Origin of the sequence: Paenibacillus sp. CECT 9249 (assembly GCF_918697855.1) — a bacterium.
GTDB lineage: Bacteria > Bacillota > Bacilli > Paenibacillales > Paenibacillaceae > MSJ-34.
On the sequence record NZ_CAKKLI010000050.1, the window covers coordinates 1 to 17,008 of the forward strand.

General features: G+C 48.3%; 7 protein-coding genes and 1 CRISPR repeat array. Of the genes, 3 read left to right on the top strand and 4 right to left on the bottom strand.

Features of this window, described 5'->3' with window-relative positions; translation table 11 throughout:
• Positions 1 to 230 precede the first annotated feature (230 nt).
• Positions 231 to 1,112: a LysR family transcriptional regulator gene (locus LQ229_RS22900; protein WP_230193000.1), complete on the top strand. Its 882-nt coding sequence runs from the start codon at positions 231 to 233 to the stop codon at positions 1,110 to 1,112.
• A 15-nt stretch (positions 1,113 to 1,127) separates the two neighbouring features.
• Here LQ229_RS22900 and LQ229_RS22905 read toward each other — a convergent pair whose 3' ends face one another.
• From LQ229_RS22905 to LQ229_RS22915, 3 genes are all read right to left on the bottom strand, one after another.
• Positions 1,128 to 2,288, bottom strand: coding sequence for a DUF6348 family protein (locus LQ229_RS22905; RefSeq protein ID WP_230192987.1), 1,161 nt, complete (start codon positions 2,286 to 2,288; stop codon positions 1,128 to 1,130).
• A 179-nt stretch (positions 2,289 to 2,467) separates the two neighbouring features.
• The gene (locus tag LQ229_RS22910) at positions 2,468 to 3,340 is read right to left on the bottom strand and encodes a hypothetical protein (RefSeq protein ID WP_230192988.1); all 873 of its coding nucleotides are present in this window, start codon (positions 3,338 to 3,340) and stop codon (positions 2,468 to 2,470) included.
• Entirely contained in the window at positions 3,306 to 3,983 is a 678-nt protein-coding gene (locus tag LQ229_RS22915) for a hypothetical protein (RefSeq protein WP_230192989.1), read from the bottom strand. Before LQ229_RS22915 ends, LQ229_RS22910 begins: the two co-directional genes overlap by 35 nt.
• A gap of 29 nt (positions 3,984 to 4,012) precedes the next feature.
• A CRISPR array of direct repeats spans positions 4,013 to 11,100; the repeat unit is 32 nt; unit sequence ATTTCAATCCACGCTCCTACGTGAGGAGCGAC.
• 1,111 nt (positions 11,101 to 12,211) lie between these two features.
• Here LQ229_RS22915 and LQ229_RS22920 point away from each other — a divergent pair.
• Both LQ229_RS22920 and LQ229_RS22925 read left to right on the top strand, forming a co-directional pair.
• Positions 12,212 to 12,889 carry a hypothetical protein gene (locus LQ229_RS22920; protein WP_230192990.1) on the top strand — a complete coding sequence of 226 codons (678 nt, stop codon included), beginning with the start codon at positions 12,212 to 12,214 and terminating at the stop codon, positions 12,887 to 12,889.
• Positions 12,877 to 13,641: a tyrosine-type recombinase/integrase gene (locus LQ229_RS22925; protein ID WP_216538254.1), complete on the top strand. Its 765-nt coding sequence runs from the start codon at positions 12,877 to 12,879 to the stop codon at positions 13,639 to 13,641. Before LQ229_RS22920 ends, LQ229_RS22925 begins: the two co-directional genes overlap by 13 nt.
• Positions 13,642 to 13,712: 71 nt before the next feature.
• Here the strand turns inward: LQ229_RS22925 and LQ229_RS22930 are convergent, their stop codons facing one another.
• Positions 13,713 to 16,946: an S-layer homology domain-containing protein gene (locus tag LQ229_RS22930; RefSeq protein ID WP_230192991.1), complete on the bottom strand. Its 3,234-nt coding sequence runs from the start codon at positions 16,944 to 16,946 to the stop codon at positions 13,713 to 13,715.
• Between the last annotated feature and the right edge of the window lie 62 nt (positions 16,947 to 17,008).

The following is a 17,008-nucleotide window of genomic DNA, read 5'->3' on the forward strand; positions in this document are numbered from 1 at the left end:
AAAAACTCGATTTTTGAACTGGGTTTAGTTTGGTGTTGTCTTTTTTCCTGACTCATTGACCTGTTCCTTAAAGTAAATTTCCAATTCTCATGAATCAGGGGCTTGACATCTTACCGCTGGACTTTTTCGTTCGTTACTACTATGCTATCATGAAGAGAATCGCATGAAAATGATATATAAAATAAGTTATCTATACGTATTTCATATAGATAAAGGAGCTGTTTGAGATGATGGACATTCGTAAACTGCGGTATTTTATCGCGATTGTAGAGGAAAAAAGCATCTCCGCCGCGGCGAGAAGGCTTCATATTTCGCAACCGCCATTAAGCCAACAATTGAAAGAAATGGAGGAGGAACTTGGCGCCATCTTGGTCGAGAGAAACGGCAAACAGTTGGAAGTAACCGATGCGGGAAAAACCTTATATACGTACGCCTTGCAAATGGATCAGTTAATGGAAGAAGCGAAAATGGAAGTGCGCGAAGTTGGAAACGGGGCGAACGGCAGGCTGACGATAGGCGTCAATACGTTTTCGGTAGCACACTTGCCGGAAATCCTTCATCAATTTCAACGGCAATATCCGAAAGTGACGTATAAAATTCAGCAAAACGAATCCGCCCATCTTTGCCGGTTAGTGCGGGATCGGGCCATTGAACTGGCATTCATTCGATTGCCGCTTGAATTGGATGATTTTTCAGTTCTTCATTTGTATAGCGAACCGTTTTATTGGATCTCTTCCCGGAAACGGAATCGTCTTGAAGCTGAAGTATCGCTAACGGACATTGTCAACGAGCCGCTCTTGTTGCCAAGCACACAGGGGTTGGGGGTGCATTATTTAATTTTGGAGGCTTTTTCCCGGTTCGATTTCCATCCCCACATTGTAGGCGAATGTTCCGATATCGTGCTGCTGATGGATTTGGTGTCCACCGATTTTTGTTCGTCGATCGTTCCGGAAACGCTGCTGAACCGGCATAAAGGATATGCCGTTCATGCCTGCAAAATTTCCCCTGCATGCGGGATGTCTTCACTGCTTGGACTCATATGGCTGAAAAATCATCGCTTATCCAACACGGCACAACATTTTATCGAGTGTTTCAAAAATTTCCGAGCTTAGGCACATTCACGGCGTTTATCGAAACTGATATCGATCCGACATTCCAAAGGATAACGTCAACATACCGCCGGTATCCAACAAATCCGCTCCCTGCTCTCTCGCATTGCAAATTACACTGTATATCGAACTGACGCCGACATATTGCTTATATGCTTCATCGTCAAATTGATCGGTCCGAAAACCCTCGAACAATGCGTCATAAATCATATAGTAACTGGCCAACTGAGTGCGATAGACGGGGAAAGCGGTCTCGCCTTTATGTAGTAACATTTCTTCTTGATACGATAGCTTATCGAAGGCATGCTCCGCACAAATTTCCGGCAAAAAAGAATATAACTCCTGCGCTAAGCTGGCATCCTGCAATTGTTCGGCCAATCGTACCGGAAATTCCTCATACTTCTCCTGCGTGTCGCACTCCATGAACATCCGGACAGCCGTCCGTGTGGCGGCGGCAATGTCTTCGGCTTGGTACGGATATGGCGTATAGGTCTCTTCCGACTGCCGCAACATAATAAATTGCTTCTGCGACGCGAACTCTTGGACTTGCCACTTGCTGACCAATTCGCCCACGATTTGGCCCAATTCGGGGCTTGGAATATCATTGATGCGGCATTCGCCGGTGATGTCGTCGCCGTTTTTGGCGCCGTAGATTTTGATGTAACAAAGCTTCTGATTGCCAATCCGTTTCGCGATTCCCTCCTTCAGCGCTTCCCAATAGGGCGTTTCCTGCATTTCGGCTGTCGATTCGCCCAGACCGACGATATTGCTTCTATACACTTGCCAATGATGCGCCGTATCTCCGTATTCCGTATGGAGATCTTCGGGATCCCTGTTCTTCTCCATCGATGCGATCCCCTGCATTAACGAAAAGGCGAAGCCGCCGACGGCCATGCCGAGCGCGCTTTTCAAGTTGCCGCCAATGCCTGCCGCTGTCTCGAATATATCGCGATCCCATCTCGGCGAACGCAATTGAAACTGAAGCATAACGGACTGCTCCGACCATCTTGCCACATGAGGACGAATCGTGAGCTCCCATTCGGGAATATACAAACGGTCCCCCTCCAACATCTCCTCCGCCTCGAATATCCCTCTCATCCCGCGATGCAGCAGGAAATGCGCAGGATCCTCGATTTTCTCATCGTCCCAATCCAACGGCGCTTCTCTTTCTTGACTCATTCGTTGCAGCTCCTCTCCATTTTGCCCTCATTCCTCCCGAAACGGTAAGTCACTGACTATTATATATCCAATTCAGACCAATACAAGGAAAAATTCGGTGTAAAAAAGACATTCAGCGCCTCATTGTTATTTTCTTGTACGATGATCATTTTTTCTTTCGTCGTACGGATAGTTTGCAATCAATCCCAATCCATAATTCCATCTTTTATGTGTTTCTTTGAAAAAACATGTTCTCTATTAATTACATTCTGATCAAATTTCTTAATGATATTTTTAAGGGGCCCTTTATGTAATAGTCGACTAGTTTCTTTAATTAAGCGAACACCATTTTTTGAAATCGTAAAAACTTTAAATGCAGTTCCTATTGCCGCTCCACCAATTTCAGATAATATGAGCAAATCTCCTGCGTAAAATATATCGTACAATGTGCCATAAGCATCTCTTCCTAAATTATTATCTATAATTGCATAATTTAATAAACGTACGGAAACCTCTCCCGATTCGGGTAAAAAATCTAGACCTCTAATTGTGACATCCATTGAAACGTGAGAGCTCCAATTATTTATAACTGACTCATAAGCAATTACAGCAGAGAGAAACTCTACATTATACGATCCGGATATTTCACCTTCGTAAAATTGCATATTAGTAAGAAGATTTTGCATTCTTGTAATACGTGAAACAGGAATTGAATTATTGTACTTCTGAATTAAATCGTCAGCATTATATTCCTTAGAAGTACTTCCATTATATACACTCACATAAGCTTCGTAAGGAAATGCCGGCGCGTCGTCAGTAACAATTCTAACCAAGTATCTTCCATTCTGGGCATATTTTCCAATATTGGGTTGATTCACTTTTCCGTCCCAAGTAAAACGTAAATTCGTATTTCCGGCCAACATATACATTTTCTCTTGATACACTAATCGTCCCGGATTACCTGTATTCTTCTCAAAAATGCTGATTGTTGTACTGAAATGATCCTCGATAAACTTCCACGTAAATTGTACAGGTTCTTCATGTCCGGGAAGCGCATTGATAGCTTTGAACATGGGGGAAGCGGTTTAGTACTTTAATGCTTACTTGCCCCTTTTTCAAACTGCTAAAGGGCTGGATCGACCGAATATTGCTTCTCGCCATTGTGGTTGAAATCGTATCGTTGGGATCATAATTGAGCTTAATATAATACGTTCCCGTCTCAACAGGAATAAATACATGATCCTCTTGGTCGGACTCAAAGGTTGTGACAATATTCTTTTCTTGATCCTCTAGTGTTACCAACCCTTCCGTAAAATTGACGCTCATCTGAGTTGATTCTGCTACCTTGAATTTGTAGTAAAAATTATCGAATACGGAGGTTAGGTCGAAATCATAGACTTGGTCAAAGCTGATTGCTTCTGCCGTTTCGCGATTGGATTGCCTTGCTTCTTCTACCGTAAGAAATGTAACAGCACTGGAACTGTTTAATACTTGCACATAATACGTTTGATTGACGCGAAGATTGGCTTCCATTTTATTAAAGTAGACGCCGTGAATCTCAATAGTTTGCCCATCTGAACCTATCTGGCGATGTAAACCGGGATCGTCGAACAATCGAACAATCGCGGCTTGATTATTTTCCGTAAATAATCGATGAAGTCCGCTCTTATTCGGCGTAAATTTATAATAAGCATTGCCGTCATTAGCATGAATCACTTGAGCGGTCTGATTGATTTCAATGTCATATTTCAATCCACACTCCTGCGTAAGGAGCGACTCATAATCCACCTCTTTGATATCCTCGTATTCATGATTTCAATCCACGCTCCTGCGTAAGGAGCGACGGATGACGAACAACGCGCTTACGACCTGTACTGCATTTCAATCCACGCTCCTACATGAGGAGCGACCCTATTCAGATGTTGTAATCTATACTAACGTTCAGGCTATTTCAATCCACGCTCCTACGTGAGGAGCGACGTCCAATTCGCGAGCAAGCTGTTTCAATGTACGGATTTCAATCCACGCTCCTACGAGGAGCGACAAGTCCTCACATAGCTTGTTTAGCATATGAGACATCATTTCAATCCACGCTCCTACGTGAGGAGCGACATCAGGTAGCACCCCCCAGCAGCTTACGCGTGCTATTTCAATCCACGCTCCTACGTGAGGAGCGACGGTGCTACCGGATTGATGGCAACGCGTGCCACTTGATTTCAATCCACGCTCCTACGTGAGGAGCGACATTAATTGTCCGAATCTGCACTCCATTAAAATTATTTCAATCCACGCTCCTACGTGAGGAGCGACGGCGAAGGATCTTTCCATTTTCGGCATTGGACGTATTTCAATCCACGCTCCTACGTGAGGAGCGACCCGATTGAAGAGTCAGGAGCAAATAAAGATAAGGATTTCAATCCACGCTCCTACGTGAGGAGCGACCAAAACGAAATGGACCGCATCTTCGAGAGTTGGATTTCAATCCACGCTCCTACGTGAGGAGCGACGCTCTTTTTTTGTGGAAAACTACAGTTGAAACAATTTCAATCCACGCTCCTACGTGAGGAGCGACTAACTCTACCTGTACTCGATACATTGATTAAAACCGATTTCAATCCACGCTCCTACGTGAGGAGCGACAATACGCAAGCAGGAACAGGGATGGAGTCCAAATTTATTTCAATCCACGCTCCTACGTGAGGAGCGACTCAATCTCTGTAGTATCGATAGGAATTTCGTTTGATTTCAATCCACGCTCCTACGTGAGGAGCGACACGCTTCGATCGCTACATCTCGAGCGTTTATTGCCATTTCAATCCACGCTCCTACGTGAGGAGCGACCCCAAGATCAGTACACACCATTAAGCCGGGAGATATTTCAATCCACGCTCCTACGTGAGGAGCGACTGCGGTCGCAGGCGTACCCATATTGAGTCTGTACAATTTCAATCCACGCTCCTACGTGAGGAGCGACGAGGGAAACACTCAAAAAAAGGAGGGGCGGGGCCGAGTATTTCAATCCACGCTCCTACGTGAGGAGCGACGATTTATGAAGGGGATATGGTTCGAGATAAAAAAGGATTTCAATCCACGCTCCTACGTGAGGAGCGACTTACCATAAGAGGATTTATCTTCTCTTCTTGTTTTATTTCAATCCACGCTCCTACGTGAGGAGCGACTTGGATCGTGGAGAGCCGATGCACTTAATAAGTATTTCAATCCACGCTCCTACGTGAGGAGCGACCATTGCACGGAACGTCTGTTCGCAATATAATAAATTTCAATCCACGCTCCTACGTGAGGAGCGACAGGCGGTATTTCTTCGATCGACTCGGCCCAATCAACATTTCAATCCACGCTCCTACGTGAGGAGCGACGACCAAAACCGTCGACTTGATTATCGAGCCAGTTATTTCAATCCACGCTCCTACGTGAGGAGCGACTAGGTAACAAGTGGTTTTTTCCAGCTAGACAAACGAGATTTCAATCCACGCTCCTACGTGAGGAGCGACATTGCGCGCTCTTATAATACCGCCCGTCCTGCTCATTTCAATCCACGCTCCTACGTGAGGAGCGACATCATCTGCTATATCGAGCATCTCCACCGTTTTAAATTTCAATCCACGCTCCTACGTGAGGAGCGACCTCCACCTCACATTATTACAGGCTTATCAATAGTGATTTCAATCCACGCTCCTACGTGAGGAGCGACCACCCGCGCTCTTAAGATCGGATCGAGGTAAATATTTCAATCCACGCTCCTACGTGAGGAGCGACCCATTCAAGGTGTTGGCATCAACGTTTAAGGACAAATTTCAATCCACGCTCCTACGTGAGGAGCGACAATGGTATAATGTAGGTAAAGGAGGTAGTCCAAATATTTCAATCCACGCTCCTACGTGAGGAGCGACATTGGACATCCAATCAAGCTTATTAGGTATCCATCCAATTTCAATCCACGCTCCTACGTGAGGAGCGACGTATAGAATACTTGAAGCAAATTCAAAATAAATTTATTTCAATCCACGCTCCTACGTGAGGAGCGACTCTTATCCGCCGTCGTAATGACTGTGTAGACGAATAAATTTCAATCCACGCTCCTACGTGAGGAGCGACGGTACAAAAAATTGAATACGTCCGCATCGGATCATTTCAATCCACGCTCCTACGTGAGGAGCGACAGATGCAAACGACAAATGTAACAAAGGATACAATATTTCAATCCACGCTCCTACGTGAGGAGCGACGGCAGCTTGGTAAGGTGCCGCAGACAGTAGCGACATTTCAATCCACGCTCCTACGTGAGGAGCGACGGCTTATGTCGTTGCGGTGGATCAGTCGTTAAATATTTCAATCCACGCTCCTACGTGAGGAGCGACGTGGATAAAGGAGCAAGAACAAAAGTGTAACAAAATTTCAATCCACGCTCCTACGTGAGGAGCGACGCGGATCATAGGCAGCATGAGGGGCGGGGGTGCAATTTCAATCCACGCTCCTACGTGAGGAGCGACCGGTTCGCTCGGGTAGGCCTTGTCGTGTAATATATTTCAATCCACGCTCCTACGTGAGGAGCGACCGGTTCGCTCGGGTAGGCCTTGTCGTGTAATATATTTCAATCCACGCTCCTACGTGAGGAGCGACTTTCCCCTCCCTGCATATTTCCTTTTAATGCTACATTTCAATCCACGCTCCTACGTGAGGAGCGACCCTTGTAAATACATACGAAAGGTAGGTGAAAATGTATTTCAATCCACGCTCCTACGTGAGGAGCGACAATTTGACCTCTTCCGAATTTCCTCCTGTCATAAAGATTTCAATCCACGCTCCTACGTGAGGAGCGACACTCATATCACCACCACCGTCCGAGTGAGTATGTATTGATTTCAATCCACGCTCCTACGTGAGGAGCGACCTGATTCAATATCGCATCTGCCTTCGTATTTGAATTTCAATCCACGCTCCTACGTGAGGAGCGACGGAACCATACTCGGAGTCGGTTTCCCCTTTATGTAATTTCAATCCACGCTCCTACGTGAGGAGCGACCAATCTCACCTCACTGATACAGTATAGAATACTTATTTCAATCCACGCTCCTACGTGAGGAGCGACCAATCTCACCTCACTGATACAGTATAGAATACTTATTTCAATCCACGCTCCTACGTGAGGAGCGACTGGGTGATTGACAAAATGTTTTTTTACTGCATTGATTTCAATCCACGCTCCTACGTGAGGAGCGACTTTTTGAAACAATTCCAGGTGCAAGCGTGCATAATATTTCAATCCACGCTCCTACGTGAGGAGCGACCTGGAGCAAGCCGTCATGTGGGCTAACGCTTCGATTGCAAATTTCAATCCACGCTCCTACGTGAGGAGCGACCGCGGTCGGGAAGCACAATAAATACATCACCGATATTTCAATCCACGCTCCTACGTGAGGAGCGACTCCCTCCATAGTATTCTGTGGTTAGCATCTCCGAATTTCAATCCACGCTCCTACGTGAGGAGCGACCAATTTGTACACCATACTGTAGTAAATCACATTGCTATTTCAATCCACGCTCCTACGTGAGGAGCGACGGTTAAACAAACCCCATTCCCTTTCCGCACCGAAATTTCAATCCACGCTCCTACGTGAGGAGCGACTGGATTGGTATTAGATTTTTTTAATGCACATTCCATTTCAATCCACGCTCCTACGTGAGGAGCGACTTCTCGTCCTTAACCGCAATGACCTCCAATATGCATTTCAATCCACGCTCCTACGTGAGGAGCGACGCCAATTGATAGTATAGCAACGCAAATCTTTCTTATTTCAATCCACGCTCCTACGTGAGGAGCGACGTAAAACCAGACTTTACTTACGCTCCGAGATGGAAATTTCAATCCACGCTCCTACGTGAGGAGCGACCTATATTCGTTATCATGATGCTTTATTTGCTTAATTTCAATCCACGCTCCTACGTGAGGAGCGACTCGATCCCGAACAAAACCATGGAGAGGGCATAGATTTCAATCCACGCTCCTACGTGAGGAGCGACCAGACATAACGGTTAACGGAGGGCTACCATCATGATTTCAATCCACGCTCCTACGTGAGGAGCGACGTTCGGAAATCAGCATCAAGCTGTCAAGATATACATTTCAATCCACGCTCCTACGTGAGGAGCGACCAAAGGTAAAGTAAGCGAGGTATGGGCCGATGATATTTCAATCCACGCTCCTACGTGAGGAGCGACGCTCCGGTAGTCGGATTTCTCGCTCACCAGCGGAATATTTCAATCCACGCTCCTACGTGAGGAGCGACTCGATGCCCAATTTCGACGCGGACATCTTCGAGATTTCAATCCACGCTCCTACGTGAGGAGCGACCCATATGACCTTTCACCTCCTTCCAAATACCTATACGATTTCAATCCACGCTCCTACGTGAGGAGCGACGCTACTGGCGCAAACAGATTTTCAAAGATTTTGGGATTTCAATCCACGCTCCTACGTGAGGAGCGACTAGCAGGGAGTTCTTTACCGGTGCTACCGGATTATTTCAATCCACGCTCCTACGTGAGGAGCGACAATCATCCTTAAGTTGGACAAGGGTAATGAGTATTTCAATCCACGCTCCTACGTGAGGAGCGACACCTATACCGATACCTATTATCGCAGTGTATTTATTTCAATCCACGCTCCTACGTGAGGAGCGACAATCCGCTCACGCTCAAATTCGGCAAACGATCCAAATTTCAATCCACGCTCCTACGTGAGGAGCGACATTAAAGCGAGTCAATATATCTCCAGAATATGTTAAATTTCAATCCACGCTCCTACGTGAGGAGCGACAATAGTTCACTTAAAAAGGAATTAACTTTCCCGAAAATTTCAATCCACGCTCCTACGTGAGGAGCGACAAAAAGTTTGCTGTTGAGGTTGGTGGTGCAGCAATTTCAATCCACGCTCCTACGTGAGGAGCGACGATGTTGGGGAAAAGGCGCGTGACATTCTCAAGATTTCAATCCACGCTCCTACGTGAGGAGCGACAAATCCGTAACCAATAAACTTCGGATTGTTCGCATTTCAATCCACGCTCCTACGTGAGGAGCGACTAGAGCGCGACAGCCCCAAGGAGGCGGCGCGAAAGGAATTTCAATCCACGCTCCTACGTGAGGAGCGACGACGAGTTATAATCTTGCTTCCGTTTCTCGCGAGTATTTCAATCCACGCTCCTACGTGAGGAGCGACTGTCGGATACTGGATTATGTACAATTGCGCCAACGGATTTCAATCCACGCTCCTACGTGAGGAGCGACGACGATACCGGAGTTGCACCTGATGCGAACGGCAAATTTCAATCCACGCTCCTACGTGAGGAGCGACAGCAAAGCAAATAAGAACATATTTGCTTAATGTCATTTCAATCCACGCTCCTACGTGAGGAGCGACCCAGAGAATGATAGAATCATTAGCTTCCGATGTATTTCAATCCACGCTCCTACGTGAGGAGCGACATGAAAGCCGGACGTATTCTTGAGCCAGTCATTGCAATTTCAATCCACGCTCCTACGTGAGGAGCGACATGTTTTTGATGGTGTAATGATTTTGGTGTCGATTTCAATCCACGCTCCTACGTGAGGAGCGACCAGAGGAGTTTGGCGAGGGAAATTAACATTTCAATTTCAATCCACGCTCCTACGTGAGGAGCGACTCGGGCGCTGGACGACGGATTGGAAGTGTTATATTTCAATCCACGCTCCTACGTGAGGAGCGACAATGGCCTTACGGTATTGATGTGTGTTGTAAAGTTTTATTTCAATCCACGCTCCTACGTGAGGAGCGACTTTTCGTATTCGTAGACCTCGATTATATTGCCAATTTCAATCCACGCTCCTACGTGAGGAGCGACTGTCCTGTTCAACGATCGCTCGTCCGTTATTTTGCGTATTTCAATCCACGCTCCTACGTGAGGAGCGACATTAGTTAGTATGTATTCAATGTCTTGACGTGTATTTCAATCCACGCTCCTACGTGAGGAGCGACCCTTTCGTTGATTTAATATTACCACAGGAGTAATACGATTTCAATCCACGCTCCTACGTGAGGAGCGACACCCTGCCGCACGTTTTGCGGCAAGAGGTTGGCATTTCAATCCACGCTCCTACGTGAGGAGCGACGAGAAATCACAAAATCTATTCTTTGTTCTATTGATTTCAATCCACGCTCCTACGTGAGGAGCGACTCGGACAATTTGTAATTGATGCTACAAGTCATATAATTTCAATCCACGCTCCTACGTGAGGAGCGACGAACAAATCCGACATTATTACGATCATTTATTATTTCAATCCACGCTCCTACGTGAGGAGCGACGTCGATGGACAAAGCAATTAGATAACGTCTATTTCAATTTCAATCCACGCTCCTACGTGAGGAGCGACAAGATCATCGCGCCGACAACCTTGTGATTGTTTCAAAATTTCAATCCACGCTCCTACGTGAGGAGCGACGTACCTCTTGGACTAATTCGGGCGCAGGAGGGCTATTTCAATCCACGCTCCTACGTGAGGAGCGACACTAATTGGCGCGTATGTCAGCTTTTCCGCAATTAAATTTCAATCCACGCTCCTACGTGAGGAGCGACAAACGTAGCATGGACTGTAAATGCCGACTGGATATTTCAATCCACGCTCCTACGTGAGGAGCGACACTAAAAAACTAATCAAGGAGGGCGACGGTGACGCATTTCAATCCACGCTCCTACGTGAGGAGCGACGCATCAGCTTTGGAAATATGACCAGCAAGGAGGGGAATTTCAATCCACGCTCCTACGTGAGGAGCGACTCCGACCTATTTCAAGCCTTGCCGGACAAGGCCTGCGGGGCCCAAAAGTGCGAATCAATTTTTATTCCCCTTTTTCTTCCATAAAAAATCAACTTAAAATGCAACAAATGCAGGCCGGAAGCGAGGTGCGAATCTCCCGGGGATTTTATGTGAGCTTGAGGTTCGCACCGAATCATTTTCTCGCCTTATAAAAGGATTCCAAAACCTGCCACATATCTAAAGTATAGTCTTTCGCTCCAATCCTATCAAGGATAGCTTGCATGTTTGCACTAGAACAAACAGTGACATATTGCAAGGACTTCATTTGGAATGAATCAAACAACACTGCGCCAGTTCGAAAGGATAAGCGGCATGATGGACACCTTAGAAAGCCTGCAATTGTGCATCCCTTCTACTCGTTTTGATCGGTTGCTGCAGCAAAGCCTGCGATAACATATCTTTTTTCTCGCTTCGATGGTGGATGAGGTGGTTTGGTACGGAAATTCCTGTACGATCGCAGGCTTTTTTCCCTAATACCCTGTTTCGATGAAAAATACCTGTATTTTTACAGAAATTCGTATGAGCCACGAGTCATCGCCGATCAAAATCACATTAAAGGTCTGTGCAACTTAACATCACCGACCTTTTGTCGAAATCCCCCTCGTTCAGAATGCAAGTCGTTCCACAGACGGACCGCAATTTGATTGCCTCGCGAAGCCCCGAACAATGACAAACCAATAAAAAGCTCTCGCCGCTGATAGTAACACTCCCAGTAGAGTCCCATCCTAACGAAACTGCCCTTGGCGAAAGTGATAGTCTTACATCGACGTCACTTCGTTCGCTTCAATTCTCCCCCTGAGTGAAAGGGATTTCGACAAAAGGCGTGAAAAAGAGATACCCCCGAACAGGAAGAACCAGACAGACACACTTGGTAACGGTTAACCGAAACACACAAACACTTCACCGCGCTAAAATATATGCACCATACTCAGAAGTTCCAACCCCTCAACACCCGCCTCGCCGCACCTCACAGAATTTTCCCGCGAAGTCTTATTCGTCTCTGGAACCCGGAGCATCAACTCCGCTATAATAATTCCAACCCTATCTACTACATGTGAGGATGTGCAGCCTATTGCAAACCGTCATTGAAAAAATCATCCGCGACAAAGTCGAACTTCTCATGATCGAGAAGCCGGAGAATGCGCCGATTCTGTTTCGCGTCATGCGTAGCATAAGAGCCGGCAACTATCGGCCGAAGACGTTGGTGGACGCGATCTTCCAGCGCAACGATCCGATCAACATCTATGAAACGTGGTGCTTTGCCCAAATATGGGCCGCGCTAGCGCAGGGGCGGGTGGGCACGGTATGGATCCGGGTATCCGATTCGCCGTTCAGCAATGCCGACATCGATCATAACAATACGATTCTGGCTCATCTGCCGGCGCCTTATCGGGCGGAATTCAGCCCGAAGCAGTCGGGAGACGACGGTTTTGTCGAGTGGTCGGAGCCAATCACGCTGCAAGGAGCTGTCCCACGCCACTCGCCTGCGGACGACCGCCAACCGCCGCTTCCGGACACATTCCGGGCGGAGCCGCGATCGATCCCGCTCGAGGTCGGCTACACTTCAGCCGAAAAGACATACGAGCATCTCTTCATCAAAAACGGGGCGCTGGCAAGATTTCCATACGAGTCGAATCATATCGTCATTTTATACAACAGGCGGTTTGAAGAGGAATTCGCGCAGCATTTCGAAACAGACATGATGAATCGCGAGGAAAAACGCGGGAGAGGAAACCTATGGACTACATAAATCGTTATCTGGATCATCTCAGCCAATCGGCTTCCAAAAATACCGTGTACAATTACAAACTCGATCTTCGGACTTTCTTCGAATTTGCGAACATCGATCTGGATGAGACGACGGTTATTTCTACCGAAGCATTTGTGGAGCATGCCAAAACCCAAGGCAAAAAAGCGAGCACGATCAACCGCGTCATCGCTTCGCTCAAATCATTCGTGAAATATATCAATGAATACGAAAATCTCCCGATCGCCCTGCAAGCGGAGCAAGCCGACCGAACGTTCCGAACGATGGACGCCGCAACGAAGGAAGTCGATTTCGAAGAACTGCAGAAGCTTCTGTACGCCCAGACCGAACTGAAGGAGCGATTGATCGTCGAGCTGCTGTATGCCTATGGCATGCGTGTCAGCGAGATCATCGCGATGAAACGGGAGGATATCGATTGGGCAGGCGCACGGATCGTCATCGGTGAGCGTACGAAGCCGTTATTCCAAGGACTTATCCTTTTGCTTGAGAGGTATATGGACTTGTACCGTATTTCCTCCGGTTATCTGTTCCCGCATAAATCGGATGCAGCCCGGCATATGACCCGTGAGGCGGCGACGAGAATCGTCAAAAGGGTGGCGGTCAAAGCGGGAATCCGGGCCGAAACGGTCAGCTCCGAATCGTTCCGGTACGCTTCCGCCTTCAGCGTCATTGCCAAAGCCTGCGATTTAACGGACTTGGAGCAGGAATTGGAATGTACCGAAATGGGAGGATAAATCCCCTAGCCCGCCATGCAAAAAAAAATCCCGTCTCGCCTAATCTGGCTATGACGGGATTCTCGTATTTTTTATTCGTTGCTTATGCCGTCCAATATTCCCGAATCCGCAATCACCTTCACTACCTCGGCTCGGGTAGCCGGCGCTTTGGGCCTGAACGAGCGATCCGGATATCCTGAAACGAACTGACGGTTCACGGCAAACCCGACATACGCTCTGGCCCAGTCGGAAATTGCTCGTTCATCTATAAATGAAAGGGTCGTTTCCGAAGGCAGCGGCGTTTGACGATCCGTTTGGACCAACAGCGCCTTCACGATCATGACCATCATTTGTTCCCTCGATACGGGATCGTCCGGCCCAAACAGCGAATCGGAGTATCCTTCAACGATGCCTGTCGCTTTGGCGCTGGCGATATACTGTTTGGCCCAATGATTGGCCGTGTCTTGGAATGCGGCGGTTTCTTCGGTTGAGGCCGGCTTCATCATATTCGCAACGATTGTAGCAAGTTCGGCTCGCGTCATCGTTCTGTCGGGTTGGAACGTGCCGTCCGGGTACCCGTCAATGAGGCCAAGCTCGAACATCCGGGCTATTTCCTCGTACGCCCAGTGACGCTGTACATCGCGAAACGGAAGCGACACGGGCTTATCTTTTTTCCCCGCATCCGCCCGCTCTTCCTCAGGAAGATCCGCAAGTTCCGGTGAATCACCGGAATCGGAATCGTCCGGCTTTGCCGGCGCAGGCTGCGGCGAAGTTGCGGATGCCGAAGGATTGCCCGGACGAGACGGCTCCGGCTCCGAAGGCGTATAGGTCCCTTTAATGGCAAACGAATCGCTTCGCTTCTCCGGCAACCCCTCTGCCCCAAAAATAAGGAAAGCCTGATTCATTCCGGCGGACCGCTCCGTCGTCGCACGCAAATCGGTGAAGGTTGCTATGCCGTCGCTCTGAGTGGAAGACTCGCTTCCTGTAAGCGTCCATAAGGCGGTATCCTCCGGCTGAGAAGCTCGAACCGGAACTCCGGATACCGGATTTCCGAAGGAATCGGTCACGCGGATTTGCGGCTGTCTTTGCAACAAGCCTCCGCCCTTGCCCGCCGGGCCCAAAGGCTGTGTCACGATTTCCATCCGGCTGGCCTCGGCGGACGTCGGATGGAACAACAGCGCATTCGTCTCGGGATACGCGATATCCGCAACGCGGAAACGTATCGTTTGCGATGCGGCGCGATGCAAAATCAAAGGCTGCTCGGCCATGCCGTCAACAAAAGCGATGGATACGCTCGTCCCTTCTCCGGTCAAGCTCCGCCCGGCGAAACTCCCGGCTGTTCCGTCCAGAGAAGCGGCATAACCCGTTATCGTCACATCCGTCGTGCGGTTATAACTTGTATCCAATTTTCCGTCCGACCTGTATACGTTAATCGTTACCGTTTGGACCGTCCCGGCCGCGGCCGGGGGATCGACGCTCTCGGCCTGGACGGTATATGCCGCTTGCGGCGGGACTTCGTCGTCAACAATGGTAAGTACCGCCTCGGACGGGCTTCCTAACTCAGCTCCGCCTTGCGGACTGCCAAGCGAAAGGTTGACCGTCCGGTCTCCCTCATACGTGTCGTTATCCAGCAGCGTCACCGTAAACGATTGGATCGTTTCTCCCTTGGCAAAAACAAGCTCGCCCTGCGCCGGAACATAATCCGTTCCCGCCGCAGCGCTGCCGTCGCTTGTTCCGTACACTACGGACACGACTCCCCCCGTTCCTCCTTCGCGGGAAACGTAAATGATCGCTTCCCCGCTATTCTCCGCAGCCGTGTAGGTGTCGAAGCTGAATTGAATATAGCTTGTTTCGGATACGCTTATAGGAATCAACCGCTCCATGCCGTCATAACGTACCCGAATATGCGTTTTTCCTAAAGCGACGGCCTGGATTTCATTATGATTCGAGACGATGGCGACATCAGGGTCGTCAGAGTCGATCGTGGCAGCGCCGGTAATGTCAAAGACCGCACCGTCCCAGAAGGCGGATGCCGTCAGTTCGAAGGTATCCCCTTGTTTCATTTGCAGCTCATCGGCATTGACACCGATATCCGTCAACGGATTCGACCATTGTAGATAGGGATATGTTCTTCCTGCCGATCTTTCCCATACGCCGGAAAAATCCCAGTTCGAGTAATTGTCCGGTTGCGCCAATTCGGCTGTCGTTTTGCCGATTCCCCCTTGGCTGGTTGTCCATCCGGATTGTTCGATGTCCCAAAAAGCATCCTTGATGCGGAGATCCGATTGATCCCAATCGCCGACGAGCCCGCCGGTAGATTCCACATATTCGGGACTTCCGATTACTCGGCTGGCTGCGTATGAGGTGTCGATGATATTGGTTTGCCCGCACCATCCTCCTTCGATTCCCCCGATCAATCCGCCTACTCTATCACGTTCTCCTGCAACAATCCCCGTTGCATAGGAGTCGTACACTTCGCTGCAGATAAATCTTCCGACTAATCCGCCGACAGTGCCGAATCTGCCTTCCGATTTCGCGGCCGCATAACTTTCCCTTATTGCGCTATTGGTTGCGTTGCCGACCAGTCCGCCTACTTCGGATATTCCTTTTAACTGCACGATAGCATAGGATTGAGCAAGCGTCGACTCATTCAAAGAACCTATTACTCCCCCTACCGGACCCATACTGCTAAACTTTCCATTCTCTACCGACGAATTGGAAACGGTCGATGAAATGACCTCGCCCGCTATTCCCCCGACAAAATTATTCCTGCACGCCATTTGCACATCGGTAATCGTTATGTTGGAAATGTCGCTGTTTAACGCCGCCCCAGTCAAACTTCCCGTAATATTGTTGCACGCTACAAAACGCACTTTTTCGAAACGAATATTTTTGAACTTTGCCTTATAAGACCAACCAAATAATCCCAAATAGTTTTCGTCGGGACGATTGATCGTTAATCCCGTAATGCGATGCCCGGCTCCGTCCAAACTCCCTTGAAAGGTGTTGGCGTAAGGATCCATATTGGTTGCGGAGGTGCCGATCGGCTTCCACCCTTTACCGTCCGGATCCGAAAAATCGCTAAGATCGATATCCGCCCCCAACCGATAATGTTTATGCAACCCGTATCTGATCCCATCCAGTTCCTCCGGGGTCGTGACGATGATCGGATTGTCTTCCGTATCCCCGGCACTCGCGGCATAAGCGACGGAGGATAAAGATGCGTCGAAGAACGATGAGAACATCCCGCTCAAACCTAGAATCAACGACATGAACATCATAAAAACACTTCGTTTATTGCCAATGCGCCGAACTTGCATAGCCATCCTCCTTTCTTTAATCAATGAAATAAAGGGGGCCGGGCGATGTACGCCCAGCCCGTCCATTC

Coding starts and splice junctions, on each gene's coding strand:
- LQ229_RS22900 (WP_230193000.1), top strand. CDS start 231: ATGGACATTCGTAAACTGCGGTATTTTATCGCGATTGTAGAGGAAAAA.
- LQ229_RS22905 (WP_230192987.1), bottom strand. CDS start 2,288: ATGAGTCAAGAAAGAGAAGCGCCGTTGGATTGGGACGATGAGAAAATC.
- LQ229_RS22910 (WP_230192988.1), bottom strand. CDS start 3,340: ATGTTCAAAGCTATCAATGCGCTTCCCGGACATGAAGAACCTGTACAA.
- LQ229_RS22925 (WP_216538254.1), top strand. CDS start 12,877: ATGGACTACATAAATCGTTATCTGGATCATCTCAGCCAATCGGCTTCC.
- LQ229_RS22930 (WP_230192991.1), bottom strand. CDS start 16,946: ATGGCTATGCAAGTTCGGCGCATTGGCAATAAACGAAGTGTTTTTATG.